The 19,304-nt window shown below is 71.2% G+C and carries 14 protein-coding genes and 1 pseudogene; 9 read left to right on the top strand and 6 right to left on the bottom strand.

Going from position 1 to position 19,304, the window contains the following annotated elements; all coding sequences use genetic code 11:
* A pseudogene (locus ON41_RS25185) lies at nucleotides 1–278 on the top strand (serine/threonine-protein kinase); the annotation flags it as partial.
* Here the strand turns inward: ON41_RS25185 and ON41_RS25180 are convergent.
* Nucleotides 262–921 carry a phosphatase PAP2 family protein gene (locus ON41_RS25180; protein ID WP_051162432.1) on the bottom strand — a complete coding sequence of 220 codons (660 nt, stop codon included), beginning with the start codon at nucleotides 919–921 and terminating at the stop codon, nucleotides 262–264. The pseudogene ON41_RS25185 and the gene ON41_RS25180 overlap by 17 nt on opposite strands.
* 147 nt (nucleotides 922–1,068) lie before the next feature.
* On the opposite strand from ON41_RS25180, the gene ON41_RS25175 reads away from it, so the two are divergent.
* Together ON41_RS25175 and ON41_RS25170 are read left to right on the top strand one after the other, a co-directional pair.
* Complete coding sequence (locus tag ON41_RS25175; protein WP_051162429.1) at nucleotides 1,069–1,839, top strand: ABC transporter ATP-binding protein; 771 nt, start codon at nucleotides 1,069–1,071, stop codon at nucleotides 1,837–1,839.
* On the top strand, nucleotides 1,839–4,358 hold the full coding sequence (locus ON41_RS25170; RefSeq protein WP_040750252.1) for an ABC transporter permease: 2,520 nt from the start codon (nucleotides 1,839–1,841) through the stop codon (nucleotides 4,356–4,358). Before ON41_RS25175 ends, ON41_RS25170 begins: the two co-directional genes overlap by 1 nt.
* A 197-nt stretch (nucleotides 4,359–4,555) precedes the next feature.
* Here ON41_RS25170 and ON41_RS25165 read toward each other — a convergent pair whose 3' ends face one another.
* The 4 genes from ON41_RS25165 to ON41_RS43150 form a co-directional block, all read right to left on the bottom strand.
* Complete coding sequence (locus ON41_RS25165; protein WP_040750251.1) at nucleotides 4,556–5,719, bottom strand: VWA domain-containing protein; 1,164 nt, start codon at nucleotides 5,717–5,719, stop codon at nucleotides 4,556–4,558.
* Nucleotides 5,720–5,783: 64 nt separating this feature from the next.
* Nucleotides 5,784–8,078: a DUF5682 family protein gene (locus ON41_RS25160; RefSeq protein ID WP_040750250.1), complete on the bottom strand. Its 2,295-nt coding sequence runs from the start codon at nucleotides 8,076–8,078 to the stop codon at nucleotides 5,784–5,786.
* Nucleotides 8,075–9,181 carry an ATP-binding protein gene (locus tag ON41_RS25155; protein WP_040750249.1) on the bottom strand — a complete coding sequence of 369 codons (1,107 nt, stop codon included), beginning with the start codon at nucleotides 9,179–9,181 and terminating at the stop codon, nucleotides 8,075–8,077. Before ON41_RS25155 ends, ON41_RS25160 begins: the two co-directional genes overlap by 4 nt.
* Nucleotides 9,178–12,186, bottom strand: a complete 3,009-nt coding sequence (locus ON41_RS43150; RefSeq protein ID WP_040750248.1) for an SWIM zinc finger family protein — start codon at nucleotides 12,184–12,186, stop codon at nucleotides 9,178–9,180. Before ON41_RS43150 ends, ON41_RS25155 begins: the two co-directional genes overlap by 4 nt.
* Nucleotides 12,187–12,298: 112 nt before the next feature.
* On the opposite strand from ON41_RS43150, the gene ON41_RS25145 reads away from it, so the two are divergent.
* The 6 genes from ON41_RS25145 to ON41_RS25120 all read left to right on the top strand — a co-directional run bounded on the left by ON41_RS25145 (nucleotide 12,299) and on the right by ON41_RS25120 (nucleotide 18,536).
* Nucleotides 12,299–12,817, top strand: a complete 519-nt coding sequence (locus tag ON41_RS25145) for a DinB family protein (protein WP_040750247.1) — start codon at nucleotides 12,299–12,301, stop codon at nucleotides 12,815–12,817.
* A gap of 340 nt (nucleotides 12,818–13,157) precedes the next feature.
* Nucleotides 13,158–15,575, top strand: a complete 2,418-nt coding sequence (locus ON41_RS25140; RefSeq protein WP_040750246.1) for an AAA family ATPase — start codon at nucleotides 13,158–13,160, stop codon at nucleotides 15,573–15,575.
* On the top strand, nucleotides 15,560–15,976 hold the full coding sequence (locus ON41_RS25135) for a hypothetical protein (protein WP_040750244.1): 417 nt from the start codon (nucleotides 15,560–15,562) through the stop codon (nucleotides 15,974–15,976). The genes ON41_RS25140 and ON41_RS25135 overlap by 16 nt, the downstream gene beginning before the upstream one ends.
* A gap of 7 nt (nucleotides 15,977–15,983) precedes the next feature.
* Nucleotides 15,984–16,385, top strand: coding sequence for a YchJ family protein (locus ON41_RS25130; RefSeq protein WP_040750243.1), 402 nt, complete (start codon nucleotides 15,984–15,986; stop codon nucleotides 16,383–16,385).
* Nucleotides 16,386–16,531: 146 nt separating this feature from the next.
* Entirely contained in the window at nucleotides 16,532–16,804 is a 273-nt protein-coding gene (locus ON41_RS25125; protein ID WP_040750242.1) for an Rdx family protein, read from the top strand.
* Between the two features lie 160 nt (nucleotides 16,805–16,964).
* Nucleotides 16,965–18,536 (top strand): carboxylesterase/lipase family protein, encoded by a 1,572-nt coding sequence (locus ON41_RS25120; protein ID WP_040750241.1) that lies wholly within the window; start codon nucleotides 16,965–16,967, stop codon nucleotides 18,534–18,536.
* Between the two features lie 3 nt (nucleotides 18,537–18,539).
* On the opposite strand, the gene ON41_RS25115 is transcribed toward ON41_RS25120, so the two are convergent.
* Nucleotides 18,540–19,304 (bottom strand): cytochrome P450 (locus ON41_RS25115; protein ID WP_040750240.1); only part of this gene is annotated, 765 nt, incomplete at its 5' end.

Here is a 19,304-nt window from a genome sequence, read left to right as displayed (position 1 = left end):
TGCCGACCGGCCCGCGTCCGCCGACCGGACCGGGCACTCCGACCGTCGGCCCGATGGCACAGCCGACCGCGGCGTCGGTCCGCGCGGCGACCCCGCCGCCGCAGCCGGTCTACCAGTCCGCCCCGCAGTACCCTCAGCAGCATGTCCCGCAGTACACGCAGGGCGGATACGGCTATCCGCCGCAGCCGCAGAAGTCGAACAACGGCGTGGTCGTCGGCATCATCGTCGGTGGCATCGTGCTCCTGCTGGTGGTGCTGATCCTCATCGCCGCGCTGTAGGGCGGACATCGGATTCGACCGGTGCGGACGGTCGTTCGGCCGCGCGGCGCCGCCGGACCGCCGTCACGCCCGCGATGATCCACAGCGCGCCGAGGGCCCAGCCCGCCAGCACGTCGGTGGGCCAGTGCACGCCCAGATAGATCCGCGAGAGCCCGATCGCGAGGGTGAACAGCACGGCGGCCGCACCGACCGCGATCCGCGCCGCCCGTCGCCGCAGCGACAGCGCCAGCAGCGCGGCGACCGTCCCGACGACCGCCGTCGAGCCGAGCGTGTGCCCGGACGGGAACGAATGGCTCTCCACCGTCACCAGATGTTCGACCGGCGGCCGCCGCCTCCCGACCAGGGCCTTCATCACGGTCACGGTGACCAGCGCCCCGACCGAGACCGCCGCGGTCACCAGCATCGGATACCGGCGCCGCCGCCACGCGAACCACGCGCACGCGGCCACCGCCACGGCCGTCATCGCGACGGTGCCGCCCAGATCGGTGACGATCCGCACGACCGGTGTCAGCCCGTCGGTGCGGTGGGCGACGGCCCACTCCATCGTGGGCCGATCCATGTGGGTCGCGCCGCCGCGGGTGGTGACGCCCGCGGTGAGCACGGCGACGACCGCGCCCAGGACGACCAGCGTCAGTACGACCATGACCCCGAGGGTATGCGGGCCCGCGCTCGCGCGGCCTGTGGGCAAGAGAATGTCCCGGGCATCCGCGAGGTGTGAGCGTGAGTGCCCCAGGTAATTGGGGGAAGGCCCCGATGGCGCGAGCGCGCAGGTGCCGGAACACTGGGAGGCATGACTGCCGATGCCCTGAGCACCGAACCGGCCGCCGGCCCCACGGCAACCGCGGCCCGCGCGACCGATCTGGTGAAGACGTACGGGATGGGGGATACCCAGGTCAGGGCCTTGGACGGGGTGTCTGCCGAGTTCGCCCAGCGCGAGTTCACCGCCATCATGGGCCCGTCGGGATCCGGCAAATCCACGCTCATGCACTGCCTGGCCGGTCTCGACGCCGCCAGTTCCGGCACGGTGCACATCGGCGACACCGACTTGACCACGCTCTCGGACAAGCAGATGACGAAGCTCCGGCGCGACCGCATCGGCTTCGTCTTCCAGGCGTTCAACCTGGTGCCGACGCTGACCGCGCTGGAGAACATCACGCTGCCACTGGATATCGCGGGCCGCCAGCCCGACCACGAATGGCTGGAGACGGTGATCAAGCGGCTCGGGCTGGGCGACCGGCTCGAGCACCGGCCCAGCGAGCTGTCCGGCGGCCAGCAGCAGCGCGTCGCCTGTGCGCGGGCGCTGGCGGGTAAGCCCGACATCATCTTCGGCGACGAGCCCACCGGCAACCTGGACTCGCGATCGTCCGGCGAGGTGCTGTCGATCCTGCGCGCGTCGGTCGACGAGTTCGGCCAGACCGTCGTGATCGTGACCCACGAACCGCACGCCGCCGCGTACGCCGACCGGGTGGTATTCCTCGCCGACGGCCGCATCGTGGACGAGATGCGGGAGCCCACCGCGGACACCGTGCTCGACAGGATGAAGTCGCTGGAGAACGTCTGATGGCCGGCAATCCGATGCGCAAGGTCACCTTGCGCAATCTGGCCGCGCACAAGCTGCGGCTCGCGCTGACCCTGCTGTCGGTGATCCTCGGCACCGCCTTCGTCGCGGGCTCGTTCGTCTTCACCGACACCCTGCAGAGCACCTTCGACGGCATCTTCGCCGGGCAGGCCAAGGGCGTCTCCGTGCGGGTCGAGCCGAAAGAGCAACAGTCCCTGGGCGTTCCGAACGACGTCGTGGACAAGGTCGCGGCCACCGACGGCGTGCGCGCGATCGCGCCCGCCGTCCAGGGGCCGGTGGTGCTGCTGAAGGACGGGCACGCCGTGCAGACCGGCGGCGCCCCGAGCTGGGGCAAGTCCTACCTGCCGCCGGACCGGGCGATCGCGGAGCCGGAGAAGTTCGTCGACGGTGTGCCTCCGAGTAAGCCGGGGGAGATCGCCATCAATATCGGCGGCGCCGACCGGGCCGGGCTGTCCGCGGGCGGCAAGGCCACGATCCTGGTCCCGTCGCACGGGAATATCGACGTCACCGTCACCGGCATCTACGAATTCCCCTCCGACTCCGGCGGATTCATCGGCGTCCTGTTCCCCGACGATCAGGCGCGTCAGCTGTTCACCGACGGTCAGCACGTCGCCTACGTGGATGTCGCGGCCGCGCCGGGCGTATCGGATCAGGCCCTGCGGGACCGGATCGCGCAGCAGCTGCCGCAGTTCAAGGTGCTGGACGGCGCTCAGGTGCGCGAGGACCTGAAGGCGCAGGTCGGCAACGCGCTGAAGTTCGTCAACTACTTCCTGCTGGCATTCGGCGCGATTGCGCTGATGGTCGGCACCTTCATCATCTACAACACCTTCTCGATGATCGTGGCGCAGCGTCTGCGGGAGCTGGCGCTGCTGCGCGCGGTCGGGGCCAGCCGGCGACAGGTCGGCTTGTCGGTGGTGTCCGAGGCCGCCGTGATCGGATTGATCGGCAGCGCAATAGGTCTCGCGGGCGGCGTCGGCCTGGCATTCGGCCTGTCGGCACTGCTCAACGCCTTCGATCTCGGGTTGCCCACCGGCACCATGCAGGTGCTGCCGCGCACCGTGCTGGCGGCGCTGGGCGTCGGGCTGGCGGTGACCGTGGCCAGCGCCTACGCACCCGCGCAGCGGGCGGCGAAGATCCCGCCGGTCGAGGCCATGCGCGCGGAGTACGCGTCGGTCGGCGAATCGCTGCGGCTGCGCACGATCATCGGCGCGGTGCTGGCGGTGGCCGGTCTCGTGCTGGTGGTACTCGGCGCCCGCAACACCGGCGGCAATGCGGCGCTGACCGTCGGAATCGGCGCCGCCGCACTGATTTTCGCGGTGCTGTTCGCCTCGCCGGCGATGTCGCGGCCGGTGGTGAACGGCCTCGGCGTCCTGGTGCGGCCGTTCGGTCCGATCGGCCGCATGGCCCGCAACAACGCCGTGCGCAACCCGCGCCGCACGGCCGCCACGGCCTTCGCGCTGACGCTCGGCCTGATGCTGGTGTCGCTGATCGGCATGCTGGGTTCCTCGGCGAAGGCCAGCGTCGGCGAACTGGTCGACAAGGGCGTGAAGGCCGATTACGTGCTCTCCGGTCCGCAGATGATCGGTGTCCCGCTCGGCGCCGCACAGGCCGCCAAGGGCGTCGAGGGTGTGCAGAATGTGGTCTCCGTGCGCGGCGTGGCGATGAAGGTCGGCGACGACCAGATCTACGGCACCTCGCCCAGCGGCCCGATGGATCAGGTCCTGAACTACGAGATCCGTTCCGGCACGGGAGCATTCGGCGAGAACGATATCCTCGTCTCGGAAACCGAAGCGGGCGACCGGAATTGGCACGCCGGTGACCGGGTGGAGCTGACCAGCCTGGACAGTAAGAAGTTCTCGGTCACGGTGTCCGGCATCTACAAGGACACCCAGCTGCTCGGCCCGATGGTGGTGCCGCCGTCGCTGTACAACCAGGTGATGCCGGTGGCGTTCCGCACCGACGTGCTGGTGCTGATCGAGGCCGTGCCCGGCGCCGACCTGACCGCCATGCGGGCGGGGCTGGAGAAGGCGACCGCCCCCTACGTCGTCGTGCAGGTACAGGACCGCGAGGACTTCAAGGGCGCGCAGGGCAAGCAGATCAACACCATGCTGGCGATCCTGTACGGGCTGCTGGCGCTGGCGGTGGTGATCGCCGTCCTCGGCATCGTCAACACCCTGGCGCTGTCGGTGGTCGAGCGGCGTCGCGAGATCGGCATGCTGCGCGCGGTGGGCATGCAGCGCCCACAGGTGCGGCGAACCATCTATCTGGAATCGATGCTGATCGCGGTGTTCGGCGCGGTGGTCGGGGTCGTGCTGGGACTCGGGCTCGGCGTCGGATTCCTGCGCACGCTGCGGGATCTGGGCCTGAGCACGATCGCCGTGCCCTGGAGCCAGATCGTGCTCATGCTGGTGGGATCGGGCGTCGTCGGCGTGCTCGCCGCGCTGTGGCCGGGCGTGCGTGCCGCGCGCACACCGCCTCTCGCGGCCATCGCGGATATGTGATCCGGACGCGGCCGTGAGATTTCCTGCGGGACACGGCCGTCGAGTCGGCGGGTGAGGCGATCGCTGCCGCTACGCTTGGTCGGCTGTTTCGTTGTCCCGGTTCGTGTGTTCGGACGAAGGGTGCGCGATATGGAACTGCTGGAGATGGTCGATCTGATGCTGAGCATCATCATGAAGGGTGTTCAGCTGTTCGGGAGTTAGCCCTTTCCGGCGTTGGCGTGGGCCCAGCCGTGCAGATCCCCGCGGTCGAGGGCCACCGCCAGCAGGTCCGGGAAGCGGTCGGGCGTGCAGGCGAACGCGGGAATGCCGAGGCCCGCGAGGGCGGCGGCATTGTCGTGGTCGTAGGCCGGGGCGCCGTCGTCGGACAGTGCCAGCAGGACCACCACCTGCACGCCCGCCTCCTTCATGGTGGCGACCCGGCGCAGCATCTCGTCGCGGATGCCGCCCTCGTACAGGTCGGAGATCAGCACGAACAGGGTGTCGGCCGGCCGGGTGATCAGTTGCTGACAGTAGGCGATCGCGCGATTGATATCGGTGCCGCCGCCGAGTTGGGTGCCGAACAGGACGTCGACCGGATCCGTGAGCTGTTCGGTGAGGTCGACGACGGCCGTATCGAACACCACCAGTGAGGTTTTCAGCGATCGCATCGAGGCGAGCACCGCGCCGAACACCGAGGCGTAGACGACGCTGCTCGCCATGGAGCCGGACTGGTCGATCGCCAGCACCACGTCCCGCCGGACCGCCTGGGCCCGGCGGCCGTAGCCGATCAGCCGCTGCGGGACCACGGTGCGGTGCTCGGGCAGGTAGTGCGCGAGATTGCTGCGGATGGTGCGGTCCCAGTCGATATCCCGCAGCCGTGGCCGCGAGATCCGGGCCGCCCGGTTCAGCGCGCCCGAGACCGCGGCGACGGTGCGCGCGGCGATACGCCGCTCGATCTCCCGCACCACCTTCTCCACCACCGCGCGGGCGGTGGATCTGGTGGATTCCGGCATCACCCGGTTCAGGCTCATCAGCGTGCCCACCAGGTGGACGTCCGGTTCGACCGCCTCCAGCAGTTCCGGCTCGAGCAGCAGGCGGGTGAGGTCGAGGCGCTGCACCGCGTCGCGCTGCATCACCTCCACCACGGTCGACGGGAAGTAGGTGCGGATATCGCCCAGCCAGCGCGCGACCTTCGGCGCCGAACCGCCCAATCCGGCCGACCGCTTCTCCGCCGGCGTCTGCTCGTCGGCGTTGTAGAGCGCCGAGAGCGCCCGGTCCATCGCGATGTCCTCGGCGGAATCCAGCCCGCCCAGACCCTGTTCGGCCGGTGCGCCCAGAACCAATCGCCAACGGCGAGCGTGGGTTTCGTCGGGATTTGTCATCGCGTCGGCCCTGCCATTTCGAAAGTCGTCGGCATCCGGTCGTTTCGGGAATTCGGTGCGTGGTTCATACCGCGACCGCCAGGATCTCGGTGATCGCGCGGAGAGCGAGTTCGCCGCGGTCGGGATCGAGAGCGGCGGTAGGGGCCGGGGTGCCGGGGGCGCGGTGGCGGACGGCGTGGCCGATGGCCTGGCGTTCCCCGGATTCGAAGGAGCCGAAGGTGCGGCGCAGCAGCGGCAGCGTGGCGACGAACTGGTCCTCGTCGAGGTCCCGCAGCCAGGTGTCGACGAGGCGCAGGAGTTCGCGGTCGTGCACGAGCAGCAGCCCGCGGCCGCCCAGGAAACCGTCGATCCACGCCGCCTTCTCGGCGGGGGTGTGACCGATCGAGAGCGCGGCCGACAACCTCGTCGCCGCCACGGCGTCGTCGAAGATCCCCGCATCGCACAGCAGGCGGACGATGCGGCCGATCAGCGCGCCGTGCACGTCGTCGCGGTCGGCCAGCCCGCGCAGCGCGGCCAGCCATTCGCGGCTCGCCCGCGGGTCGTCGCGGGTGGCGACGGCCAGATGGGCGGCCTCGAGCAGGGCGCGAACCCGGTCGGCGGCATCGGCGTCGAGCCCGGTGACCGCGCCGGGCAGCCCGGCGCAGATCCGCACGAGCAGGCCGTCGGTGACGCGGGTGAGCGCCGTGAGATCGGTGCTGCGCACATCGCCGTAACGCAGGGTGCGGATCAGGCCGGGGAGGGCGGCGAGCAGGTGGGTGACGTCGTGGTCCAGGGCCGCCACCGATTCCAGCCGGGTCACCAGCCCGTCGACGGCGCCGCCGAGATCGGCGAGCAGGGCCTGCTCCAGTGCCGCGCTCAGGTCGGCGACGGTGGCCTCGGAGGCGGCCGTATCGAGCAGTTTGGCCTCGGCCGCCGCGGCGATGGTGGTGCCCCAGCGGGAGGCCTCGACGACCGCGACCGAGAGTTCCGGTTCCCAGCGCAGCGTCCACGTCTCGCGGAAGGTGCCGGAGTTGCGGACCTCGCCGGTCGTCGGTGTGCCCCACTCGATTCCGAGCAGGCGCAGCCGGTGCAGCAGGTGCGACCGGCCCACATCGATCTCGCGCCGCAGATCGAGATCCAGCTGTCGCGCCGAGGGCTGTTGTTTCATGCGCAGTGTGCGGATCCGCGCCCGCAGGTCCGCGTCGAGCGGCACGGTGGGCGTGTCGTCGGGCACGGCGCCGAGCGCTTCGCCGACCACCAGTTCGCCGACGACCAGCCGCAGCATCGTCTCGTCGCCGTCGCACAGGACGGATCGGGTGGCGTCGGTGACCTCCGACAGTCCCGGGAGCGGCCGCCCGCGCAGCGCCGCCAAAGTCTCCGCCAGCCGGACGGATTCGATGATGTGGGCGCTCGAGACGGGGAGATCGTGGGCGCGCAGCGTCGTCGCCACCTTGGTGAGCCAGCGGGCGATCGGCTGTTCGGTCTCGGTGAACAGATGGTGATACCAGCCGGGCGAGGTGATGCCGGCCCCGTATCCGGACGCGCCCGCCAGCCGCGAATGCGTCCACGGCACCCAGGTCAGCGTCGCCTTCACCTTCGGCAGCCCCTTGAGCAGCCGTGCATCGGGAGCCGCCGGTCCCAGACTGCCCGTCAACGCGGGCGCGTGCCACGCACCGCACACCACCGCCAGCCGTACGGCCCCGCCCTTCAGCGTCTTCCGCATGACCTGCCGCATGTACGCCTCGCGCCGCAGGGTGTGGGCATCCACCGGCGTATTCATGACACTCGGCGGATTATCTTCTGCCGCAGCGGATTGCGCGTCACCGCCTTCGTCGGCAACGGGTATCGACTCCGGGGCTTCCGAATCGGTGGTGCCGACGGTTTCCCGCAGGGCCGACATGGCCTCGGTGATGGCATCGAAAGTGTCCGCGTCGGCGCTGGATTCGATGACCGCGTCCCACCAGCGCTCCGGATCGTCGTAACCCGCGGCGGCGGCCAGTTCGGCGAGCGGGTCGGTGCGGTCGCCCGGCTCCGTGTCCTGGGCGAGAACATACGTGGCCGGGAGGTCGCAGAAGTGCACGGGCACAGCGTTTTCCGCCGCGAAGCGCAGCGCCTGCCATTCCGGGGAGAACGCCGCGAACGGCCAGAACGCGGCGCGCGCGGGAGAATCCGGGACGTAGGCCAGCAGCGCGACCGGCGGGCGCAATCCCTCGGCGGCGGCGTAGACGACCAGCGGATCGGCGTCGGCGGGCCCCTCGATGAGGATCGCGTCCGGCCGGAAATCCGCCAATGCCAGCCGCAGCGACCGTGCCGATCCGGGACCGTGGTGCCGGATACCGAAGATCCGGGTCTCGGGCGGCCGCTCGGCGTCCGGGGTCATCCGTTGACCTCGCGGCAGGCGCGGTAGAAATCGGCCCAGTCCGGGCGCTCACGGACCACGGCCTCCAGGTATTCCGTCCAGACCACGGTGTCGGCCACCGGATCCTTGACCACCGCGCCCAGCACCGCGCCGGCCACGTCGGCGGCGCGCAGGACACCGTCGCCGAAGTGCGCGGACAGGGCCAGGCCGTTGGTGATCACCGAGATGGCCTCGGCGGTGGAGAGCGTGCCCGACGGGGATTTGAGTTTCGTGCGGCCGTCGGCGGTCATGCCCGCGCGCAGCTCGCGGAACACCCGCACCACCCGGCGCACCTCCTCGGCGGCGGCCGGTACCGCGGGCAGTTCCAGTGCGGCGCCGAGCTGTTCGACGCGCCGGACGACGATGGCGACCTCCTCGTCCTCGTCGGCCGGCAGCGGCAGCACCACCGTGTTGAACCGCCGCCGCAGCGCCGAGGACAGCTCGTTGACGCCGCGGTCGCGGTCGTTGGCGGTCGCGATCACATTGAAACCCTTGGCCGCCTGGACCTCGGTGCCCAGCTCCGGCACCGGCAGCGTCTTCTCCGACAGCACCGTGATCAGCGCGTCCTGCACATCGGAGGGGATGCGGGTGAGTTCCTCGACGCGCGCGATGGCGCCGGACCGCATGGCCGTCATGACCGGCGAGGATACGAGCGCACCCTCGCTCGGCCCCTCCGCCAGCAGCCGCGCGTAGTTCCAGCCGTACCGGATGGCCTCCTCCGCGGTGCCCGAGGTGCCCTGCACCAGCAGCGTGGAGCTGCCGCAGATCGCGGCCGAAAGATGTTCCGACACCCAGGTTTTCGCCGTTCCGGGCACGCCGAGCAGCAGCAGTGCGCGGTCGGTCGCGAGGGTCGCCACCGCCACCTCCATGAGCCGGCGCGGACCGACGTATTTGGGGCTGATCACGGTGCCGTCGCTGAGGGTGCCGCCGAGCAGATAGGTCACCACCGCCCATGGCGACAGCCGCCACGCGGGTGGGCGCGGGCGGTCGTCGATCGCGGCGAGCGCGCGCAGTTCGTCGGCGAACGCCTGTTCGGCGTGCGGGCGCAGCAGGTCGTTGTCGCGTGCGGTCTCGGTCGTTGTCACTGCAGCTCCTCGAGCATCGTGGTGCGTTGGGCCAAGTCGTGGGCGAGTTGGTCGAAGGTGTTCTGCCAGGCGGGATCGCCGCAGCGCCGGGCGGTGGCGGTGACGGCCCCGGCGGCATCGGCCGGGAAGTGCACGGCGGCGGTCCGGAACAGGGTGCGGTAGGAGGCGGGGGTCCGGCCCGCGGCGCCGGGGCGCGCCGCCGCCAGCTGGGCCCGGTCGAACAGTAGGTGGAGCAGGTGCTCGGCCAGCGGGCGCGGCCACGGCCGCGGCACCGCCCGCACCAGCAGTTCCACATCGGCCAGCCAGTTGCTGTCGAGCCGCCGCAGATAGCGCACGCGCTCCGCCAGCGGCAGCAGGGCGAACAGTTCGCGCCGCAGCTCCAGATCGGCCCCGAGGGTCGGCGTCGCGGTCAGGACCTCGAACAGCGTTGCCGCCCAGCGGGAATCGCGCTGGGCGAGCGCCGCGTCGGCCCAGCCGGCGAAGATCGGGCCGAGCATCTCGTCGGCCATCCGGATCCGGACGGCGCGCTCGGGCGTCGCGAATACCGTGTCCCAGTGCGGCAGCGGGGTGGCGGCCACGGTGCGGCGCAGCCATTCGGCCGCCACGTCGGGTGCGCCGTCCAGCCGGAAGGCAGTGGCGCCGGTACGGTCGGCGAGGCCGTCGCGGCGTGCGGCATCGTCGAGCGCGTGCGGGAGATGAGCGCTCATCCGATCGCCGGCCAGGGTGATCCACCGCGTCACCCGCTCCTCCATGCGGCGGGCGAAAGCCGAATCGGTAAGGCGGGCAAGGAGATCCGCGGCCGTGCGGCGCACCTCGGCCCGCGCGTCGTCGAGCGCGGACTCCAGCAGCGGCTCGTCGTCGGGCGTCAGGTCGACGGCGAGGACGGCCAGCAATTCGGCCCGTACCGGTCCGGGTTCGGTCCGCCAGGAAGCGGCGAGCGTCTCGCGTGCCGCCCGCGGATCGCGAGCGCGCAAGGCCGCCAGCCAGGCCCGCCGCTCGGCGGGGCGGCCGTGGGACCACACGTCGGCCGACTCGGGGTCGGCGCGCACCAGGGCGTGCCAGTGCGGAGCATGCCGTGCCAGCCACGCACCGCGAACTCCCGCAAGTCGGATCAGCGGTTCCCGCAGTGCGACTTGGGTTTTCGCATGATCCAGCAGGGCGGCGCAGAGTGCGTCGGGTGCGCGGTAGTCGTGCCGCGCGGCGGCCTCGAACCACTCCGGCAAGAAGGGGGACCGCTCGGCCAGCAGGCGTGTCAGGCGGTATCCCGCGGGTTTCGGCAGGAGTGGGCGCTCGTCGTCGCCCGCCGGGTCGGGCAGTGTGGTCGTGCTCGGGATCGTGCCGCCGCGTTCGAAAGTGTCTTGCAGAACGGCGATTTCGAGGAGCGCGGCGGCCGGATCGCCGGTGGTGCGCGCGGCGGCCGCCACCGGGCCGGGCAGGCCCGCCGTCTCGGGCACGCGGCGCGCGGTGCCCAAAAGCGCCGCCGACGTCAGGTCGCCCGCCGGTGCCGGGGAAGCGGTACCGATCGAATCGGCTCCGGCGTCGACGATGTCGCCGTCGGCGAAGGCCGAGACGGGGACGAGACCGTCGGCGGTCCACTCGCCGATCACCGTGATCGGGTGCCCGCCGGACACACCCAGCAACGGCCAGGGCTGCTCGGCGAGCCGTGCCAGCGGTAGCGCCGTGCCGTCGAATTCGGCCACGTACCACCGGTTCTCGTCCACCACCGGCACCACATCGGCGAGCAGTACCGGCCACGACCGCAGCCACGGATCGGCGCTCAGCGCACGCGCGTGCTCGGCCAATGCCGCCGCGATCGTGCCGGGCCCGCTCGGGGGAGCCGTCCGGGAGGCCGCCGAATCCTCACCCGTGCGATTTCCGGGACCACTACTCGAACGGTTGCCGGGAACGCCGAGGCGCTCGTCGGAAATGCCGACGGCGCTGGCGGTTCTGCTGCGGTCGAGGGTGCCGCACCGAGCGCCCTCCGAAGCGCCGGATCCGTTCGTGTTCGCCGCAGCCACTCGGCTGGGGATCGATGTGAACGGTTCCTGCGCCCCGAGGCGCTCACCCCAGAGCGCTCGCAACGCCGCCGCGCCGGGATAGAAGTGCAGGTTCGCCTCGGACATGAAGCCCGGGCCCGGGGTGTCGGGGGGAAAGGCCGGACTGCCGAACGAGTGGTCGACGAGTACCGCCCAGCGTCCGGTGCGGCGGCCGCGGGCCCACACCCGGCGGGTGTACAGCCGCTCGTCCTCGGTGATGCGCTGCCCCAGCACCATCCACTGATCGCGGACGGCGGGCTCGGCGCGCACCGACTCGGCCGGGGCCGGATATCCGATGTGCGCGCGGGCCGCGGCCGCCAGCCCGGGACCCAGCTCGTCGAGGTGGCGGTGGGCGGCCGCCAGCAGGTGCAGACGGCCGTATTCGCGCAGCAGCAGGGCCGGCCAATCCTCGCGGAGGACAACATTGCGAGGAAGTTGCCGCAACGCCGCCGCGACCCCGGGGGCCTGCGCGTCGACCATGCGTTTGGCCACCCCCTCGAAGGCGCCGAACGAACGGTCGGCCTGGGCCAGCCCGGTGCGGACCTGGTCGCACAGCCAGATCTCCAGATCGGCCAGGCCCGCGGCGACCCGCGACCGGCGCTGCTCCACCGTCGCCTCCCGGGACGTGCGGGCCGCCTTGGGAGCGGGTTTCGCCGCCCGGGCCCGCAGCCACTCGGCCGCGAAATCCGCGGGCTCCGCGACCTCGCCCACCGCGCCGTCCGACCAGGTCTGCAAGAGCGACAGCGCGTGCTTGCAGGGGAACTTCCGGCTCGGGCACGAACACTTGTAAGCCGGACCGTCCAGGTCGACGACCGTTCGGTAGGGCGAGCTGCCGCTGCCCTGGCACAGTCCCCACAGCGCGCTGCCGTTGCGGCCCGTATCGCGCCACTTGCCGTGCAGCTTCCGCGCGGCGGTGAGCGAGGCGGCATCCGGCGCCAGCGCGGCAATCTGCTCCGCTGTCCACATCATCGATCGCACCCCCGCATGAGTCCTCGTCCCCGTTCGCCGTGCTGTCCGATTTCTACTCCAACCCACCGACAATTCGCGGGCGTCCCGCGTCCACCTGTGCGATCATCGCCCGATGTCCGTCTCCCGCCCCGACCTGCTGCGCTGGCAGTTCGACATGACCTGGGCCCTGCTCGAACTGCACCTGCGCGCGCTGACCCCGGAGGACTACCGCTGGGAACCGGCGCCGCTGGTCTGGACGGTACGCCCGGGGCCCGGGGGCGTGTGGATCCCGGACTGGTCCGAGACCGAACCCGATCCGATTCCGGTGCCCACCATCGCCTGGCTCACCTGGCACATCGGCTGGTGGTGGTCGGTCACGCTGGACCACGCCCGGGGCCACGCCGTGCGCGACCGCACCGAGATCGGCTGGCCGGGCGAGGCCGAGGTCGCAGGCTGGCTGTACGACCTGCGCGCGGACTGGCGTGCGGTACTCGACGCCTACACCGATGCCGACCTGGACGCGCCCGCGGCGTTCCCGTGGGGCGACACGCCGGACCGCACCGTCGCCCACACCGCGGCGTGGGTGAACGCCGAACTGATGAAGAACGCCGCCGAGATCGGCCAGCTGCGCCTGCTTCGCGCGGCCGGGTAGGTTCGCTGAGCGGTAGCGAGTTCAATCTCCGTGGCGCAGAGAACGATTGCACTGTTAAGTGCCCTTGCTTATATCCTGTAACTCTGGCATTCTGACCTGTTCGGTTGATCCGAGCCACCTGATGTTTGGGTGAAACCCGTGGAACTGCCCGGCCGGGACGGCCGAGGGGTGGACATCGGCCGGATCAACCGTTTCGATGGCCATAGCGTCCCGCCCGGGACGGTTCGCCGAAAGCGCTGTCGCGCGGGCGGATCGGCCGGTGATCCGGTAGCGTTCGGCACGGCTTCGGGTCCGCGCGGCCCGCGGTATCCTGGTCGTCGGACGTCTGAGGGAGTGGCAGTTGGGGGTAGGACCGGAGGATGCCGCACCAGGTCTCATCGAATTGGTGTCGCGCCGCCTGAATTCCGACCCGTCGATCACCCCGGAAGTCGCCGCCACGGTGCTGGACGCACTCGGCGTGGAACCGGGCCGTACCAGCTCCGGCCCCGGTCACAGCGGAATCTTTTTGCGTGGCATCCGCGTTCGCGGGTTCCGCGGAATCGGCCCCGCCGCGACGCTGGAACTCAAACCGGGTCCGGGGCTCACGCTGGTGGTGGGCCGCAACGGGTCCGGTAAATCCAGTTTCGCCGAGGCGGCCGAGCTGACGCTCACCGGAGTCAACCGGCGCTGGGAGGGCCGGTCGGCCGTGTGGCGCGAGGGCTGGCGAAATCTGCACGACGGCAGCGTCTCCCGCATCGAATTGGAGATGACCACCGCCGGTACGGACGGTGAACTCACCGTCGCCCGGGAATGGCCCGACGGCGCCGATCTCACCGGCGGCACCTGGACGCAGCAGCGAAAGGGGCAAGCGCCCACCGAATTTCATCCCGACGAGTGGGCGCGGGCGCTGGAGCTGTACCGGCCGTTCCTGTCCTACAGCGAACTCGGCGCCCTCGTCGACGGCCGCCCCAGCGACCTGTTCGACGCCCTGCACCAGCTGCTCGGCCTCGACGATCTCACCGCGGCGCAGGAGCGCACGCGCGTGCGCAGACTCGAACTCGAGCGCGCCGCGCGGCAGTCCCGGGACGAACGCAATGCCCTGCTGGTGGCGCTGTCGACCGTCGCCGACGACCGTGCGACCCGCGTCGCCGATCTGCTACAGGCGACGCCGCCCGATCTGACGGCGATCGGCCGCGAACTGGCGGGCGCACGGCACGATCCGACCGGCGCGGCGGCCCTGCAGGCCATCCTGCGACTGCGGCTGCCCGAACCGGCCGAGGTCGACGCCGCCGCCGTCGACGTCGACCGCTGCGCCGCCGAACTGGCCGCCCGCTCGACCGGCGATACCGAATCCGAACTGCGCGTGCTGGATCTGCTGCGCCGCGCCCGCGCCCACAGCGAGGCGGCCGGGACGTGTGCCTGCCCGGTCTGCGGCCGCGGCGTCCTCGACCAGTCCTGGCAGCGCGAGACCGATGCGCAGATCTCCCGACTCACCGATCGCGCCGCCGCGCTCACCGCCGCCCGCACCGCCCTGGAGCAGGCGGTGCAGCGCGCCCGCGGTCTGGTGAAACCCGTTCCCGCGGAACTGGATCCGCCGCCGCCGGACGCGCCGAACGTCGACACCGGGCCGGCGCGCCGCACCTGGTCGGCCTGGGCGGCGCTGGCCGAGATCGAATACGGGCCGGACCTGGCCGACCGCCTCCGGGTGGCGCACACCGACGCCGTCCGTGGCCTGGAGACGCTGCGCCGCTCGGCCCGCAAGGAATTGGACCGGCTGGACGCGGTCTGGACGCCGCTGGTGCCGCGCATCGCCGCCTGGCTGCAGGAGGCCAAGGTGGTCGCCGCCGCCGATTCCGAACTGCGCACCGCGCGCCGCGCGGAGGACTGGCTCAAATCCGCGGCCGCCGGTCTGCGGGACGAGCGGATGGCGCCGCTGGCCGATCACGCCCGCCGGATCTGGCGCGGCCTGCGGCAGCAGAGCAATGTGGACCTGGGCGCGATTCGCCTGCAAGGCAATGCCGGAGCCACCCGCAAGGTCCTGCTCGACGTCACCGTCGACGACACCGGCGGCACCGCGCTCGGGGTGATGAGCCAGGGCGAACTGCACGCGCTGGGCCTCGCGCTGTTCCTGCCGCGGGCCACCGTGCCGGAGAGCCCGTTCGGTTTCGTCGTGATCGACGATCCGGTGCAGGCGATGGATCCGGCCAAGGTCGACGGCCTGGCGCGGGTGCTCTCCGCCGCCGCCCGCAGCGGACGCCAGGTCGTGGTGTTCACCCACGACGAGCGCCTGGCCGAGGCCGTGCGGCGGCTGCGCCTGGACGCCACCGTCCTCGACGTGCAGCGGCGGGAGCGCTCGACCGTCGAACTGCGGGTCGCGGAGGATCCGGTGCGCCGCTATCTCAGCGACGCCAACGCGCTGCTGCGCACCAAACAGCTCCCGCGCGCCATCGCCGTCGAACTGGTCATCACGTGCTGCCGCTCGGCGATCGAGGCGGCCGCGCTGGCCCGCGCGCGGCGCACCCTGCTCGGCGCCGGGGTCGACCATCGCGAGGTGCAGCGGCGCGTGGACGCCGCCCGTACCACCTGGGAGAAGGTCTCGCTGGCGATCTTCGGTGACCCGGATCGCGTGGACGATCTCAACGCGCAACTCGATCGCGAAGCGCCCTGGGCGCGGTCGGTGTTGCGCGACGCGGCCGCCGGGGCGCACATCCGCATCGATCGCAACGGCGGCGAATTGATCTCCGGTACCAGGAAACTCGTCAAGTGGCTGAATCCGTGACCCCGACCGTCGCGCAGCGCCTCGCCGCCGCCGACGAACTGCTCAGCGGCGCGGTGACCGACGCGGGCGGGCTGTGGTCGCGCGCGACGGTGTGGATCCTGCGAATCGTGCTGGAGCAGTGCATGGATCAGCTATGGCTGCGGGTCGCGCCGCCGGTGGCGCGCTGCAGTATGCGGGCGCAACTGCTGGCCCTGGCGCCGTACACCGGACCCGATACCGCCGCTCGCGTCGCCACGCTGTGGGCGGCCTTGTCGCGGGCGGGGCACCATCAGGACTACGAGCTGGCGCCGACGGTGATCGAGCTGCGCGGCTGGTACGACGAGACCACCCGGCTCGCCGCCGAACTGGCCGGACTCGGGGACACCGCCGACGCGCCGGGCGGCCGGCCCGCCCGTGGATAATCGGCGGATGCCCGAACGCCCCGCCGATACCGCGCCGTGCCCCTGCCGCAGCGGCGAGACCTTCGCGGGCTGCTGCGGCCCGCGCCTGGACGGCACCGGCCCGGCCCCGACCGCCGCGGCCCTGATGCGGTCGCGCTTCACCGCCTTCGCCGTCGGGGATGCCGGCTACCTGCTGCGATCGTGGCATCCGCGGACCCGGCCGCGGACGCTGACGCTCGATCCGGAGCAGCGCTGGCTGTATCTGGAGATCGCGCGGACCGAGCGCGGCGGGCCCTTCGACACCACGGGTGTGGTGGAGTTCCGCGCTCACTACCGGTCGGACGGCCGGCGCGGGGTACTGCACGAATGCAGTGAGTTTGCTCGGGTCGACAACGCGTGGGCGTATGTCGAGGGTGATATCGAATTGTAATGGTAGCGGTGAGTGTGCCCACAGGGGTTGCGGCCGTCGCCCGCCGCTCATATGGTGCAACGTAGAACTATTCGTGCACGAAGCGAAGGGGTTGTCGGACGAAAGCTTTCGGGCAAATTCCCCCCGGCCACGCGTAGGGTGCGAATATGCCACACGTCGCGATCGAGTACTGCACGCAGTGTCGCTGGCTGCTGCGGGCGGGCTGGATGGCCCAGGAGTTGCTGAATACCTTCGGCACCGACCTGTCGGGGGTCGCGCTGGTACCGGGCACGGGCGGGGTCTTTCGCATCACACTCGACGACGAGCAGATCTGGGAACGTAAGGCGGACGGCGGATTTCCGGATATCGCGATACTCAAGCAACGGGTACGCGACCGGATCGACCCCGGTCGAGACCTCGGCCACATCGATCGCACATGACGGTGTCGCCGAGGAGATCGCGCTGTCGGAGATGATCTCGGACGTACTCTCGATAGCAGGAGTACGAGGAGGTGCGAGCCATGAGCGAGCGCAGCGAGCGAACAACAGGCACAGCTACGGGAGTGCTCGTGCCGGAGCCGAGCGTTAGCGAGGCGGAGGCATGAGCACTCAGTTTCTGGAGCCGGCCAGTACTGCCGAGTCGGGTCCCGCCCCTGTCGCACGGACCGCAGTGGGGGATGTGCGGGGCTTCCGGGACGGTTCGGTGCACGTCTGGCGCAGCATCCCGTACGCCGCCGCGCCCGCCGGTCCGAAACGGTTCCGCCGCCCCCAGCCGCCCGAGCCGTGGGACGGGGTGCGCGACTGCACGGAGTTCGGCGAGATCGCGCCGCAGTCCATGGGCGCCATGGTCCCGGTGGACTCCGGCCTGCGGATGGGCGAGGACTGCCTCTGGGTGAACGTCTGGGCGCCCGCCGCCACCACCGACGAGCCGCGGCCGGTCATGGTGTGGCTGCACGGCGGCGCGTACTGCCTGGGTACCGCGGCCCAGAGCATCTACGACGGCCGCAAGCTGGTCGAGACCGGCGACGTCGTGGTGGTCAGCGTGAACTACCGGCTGGGCGCGCTGGGCTTCCTGGACCTGTCCTCCCTCGGTCACGATTTCGTCACCAACCTCGGCCTGCACGACCAGATCGCCGCGCTGGAATGGGTGCGCGACAATATCGCCGCCTTCGGTGGCGATCCGGGCAATGTCACCATCTTCGGGGAGTCCTCCGGCGCCGGCTGCGTGACGGCGCTGCTCACCTCGCCCCCCGCGGCCGGGTTGTTCCATCGCGCCATCGCCCAGAGTCCGCCCGCCACCACGGTTTTCGGGCCCAACCGGGCGACCGGGGTGGCGCAGCGGTTCCTGGAGTTGATGGATCTGCCGCGCGAGCGGGTGTCGGAACTGCTCGAATGCCCGATCGAGCGGATCGTCGACGCCGCGGGCATCCTGCTCGACGAGGTGCCGCTGCAGTCACCGGGCCGGTTGGCCGCCGCGCCCGTGGTCGACGGCGATCTGCTGCCCGCGTATCCGACCGACCGGTTCCAGGAGGGGCGTTCGCACCGGGTGCCGCTGATCATCGGCACCAACAAGGAGGAGGCGTCGCTGTTCCGGTTGTTCCGGTCGCCGATCATGCCGGTCACCCCGGACGCGGTGAACGCCATGCTGCACGCGGTCGCCGCCGACCACCCGGAGCTGCCGCCCGAACGGATCGCCGAGATCACCTCCGCCTACCCGGATCTGGCCAAGACGCGCGGGGCCCTGGCGATGTCCACCGACGCGGCGTTCCGGATGCCGGCGCACTGGGTCGCGGACGCGCACTCCCGCCACACCCGCACCTGGATGTACCGCTTCGATCAGGCCACGCCGATGTTGAAGGCGGCCCGGGTAGGGGCGGGACATGCCACCGAACTGCCGTACGTCTTCGGCAATTTCGGCACGCTGAACCACGATCCGACGTTCTGGCTGGGCGGGCGCAAGGTCGCCACGGAGGTGTCGGGCCGGATGATGCGGCGCTGGCTGGCCTTCGCCGAGCACGGTGTGCCCGCGGCGCTCGACGGGTCCAAGCACTGGCCGCCCTATCGCGAGTCCACCCGCACGACCTTGGTCATCGACGCCGCCGACCGCATCGTCGACGATCCCGACCACGACCTGCACACGGCGTGGGGCGATCGGGTCGTCGGCTTCAGCTGAGGGTCAGACGGCGGCGGGCTGTTCGGCGCGCTGACCCAGGCTGACCGGCAGGTGGCTGTACCCGTGCAGGGTGAACAGCGGCCGCCTGCGCGGCTCGCCGGACAGCTGGAGATCGGGGAAGCGCTCGAACAGCGCGCGCAGGGCGTACGCGCCCTCCATGCGAGCCAGGCTGGCGCCGAGGCAGACGTGGATGCCCGACGAGAACGTCAGGTGCTCCTTGGCGTTCGGGCGGGTGATGTCGAAGCGGTCCGGATTCTCGAAGACCGCCGGATCGCGGTTGGCGCCGGCGAGCAGCAGCACGACCGTATTGCCGTCGCGCACGGGCGCTCCGGCGAGTTCGACGTCGCGCCCGGCGATCCGCGCGGTGTTCTGCACCGGGGCGTCGAAGCGCAGGATCTCCTCGACCGCGTTGGGCCACAGCTCCGGCTCCTCACGCAGGCGCGCCAGCTGGTCGGGATGGCGCAGTAGCTGGACGATGCCGTTGCCGATGAGATTCACGGTGGTCTCGAAGCCGGCGCCCATGAGCAGGGTCGCCGACGCCTTCAGTTCCCGATTGTCCAGGTCGCCGGCGGTGACCAGGCCGGAGAGGATGTCGTCGCCGGGTTCGCGCCGGAGCCGGGCGATGTGCTCGTCAAGATATGGATCCATCTCGATGATGGCGGCGGAGGCCGCGCGGGTGGTGCGCCAGCTGGTACCGATGTCCAGTAGTGGCGAGGCGGCATCGCCCCAGGCCAGGAAGCGGTCGCGGTCGGCGTCGGGGAAGCCGAG

This window comes from Nocardia transvalensis NBRC 15921, from assembly GCF_000308875.1.
GTDB classification, from domain to species: Bacteria; Actinomycetota; Actinomycetes; order Mycobacteriales; family Mycobacteriaceae; genus Nocardia; species Nocardia transvalensis.
This window is presented reverse-complemented; position numbering and strand designations above follow the sequence as displayed.

Coding starts and splice junctions, on each gene's coding strand:
- ON41_RS25160 (WP_040750250.1), bottom strand. CDS start 8,078: ATGACCCCGGACGCCGAGCGGCCGCCCGAGACCCGGATCTTCGGTATC.
- ON41_RS25125 (WP_040750242.1), top strand. CDS start 16,532: ATGCCACACGTCGCGATCGAGTACTGCACGCAGTGTCGCTGGCTGCTG.
- ON41_RS25130 (WP_040750243.1), top strand. CDS start 15,984: ATGCCCGAACGCCCCGCCGATACCGCGCCGTGCCCCTGCCGCAGCGGC.
- ON41_RS25120 (WP_040750241.1), top strand. CDS start 16,965: ATGAGCACTCAGTTTCTGGAGCCGGCCAGTACTGCCGAGTCGGGTCCC.
- ON41_RS25170 (WP_040750252.1), top strand. CDS start 1,839: ATGGCCGGCAATCCGATGCGCAAGGTCACCTTGCGCAATCTGGCCGCG.
- ON41_RS25180 (WP_051162432.1), bottom strand. CDS start 921: ATGGTCGTACTGACGCTGGTCGTCCTGGGCGCGGTCGTCGCCGTGCTC.
- ON41_RS25145 (WP_040750247.1), top strand. CDS start 12,299: ATGTCCGTCTCCCGCCCCGACCTGCTGCGCTGGCAGTTCGACATGACC.
- ON41_RS25175 (WP_051162429.1), top strand. CDS start 1,069: ATGACTGCCGATGCCCTGAGCACCGAACCGGCCGCCGGCCCCACGGCA.
- ON41_RS25165 (WP_040750251.1), bottom strand. CDS start 5,719: ATGACAAATCCCGACGAAACCCACGCTCGCCGTTGGCGATTGGTTCTG.
- ON41_RS43150 (WP_040750248.1), bottom strand. CDS start 12,186: ATGATGTGGACAGCGGAGCAGATTGCCGCGCTGGCGCCGGATGCCGCC.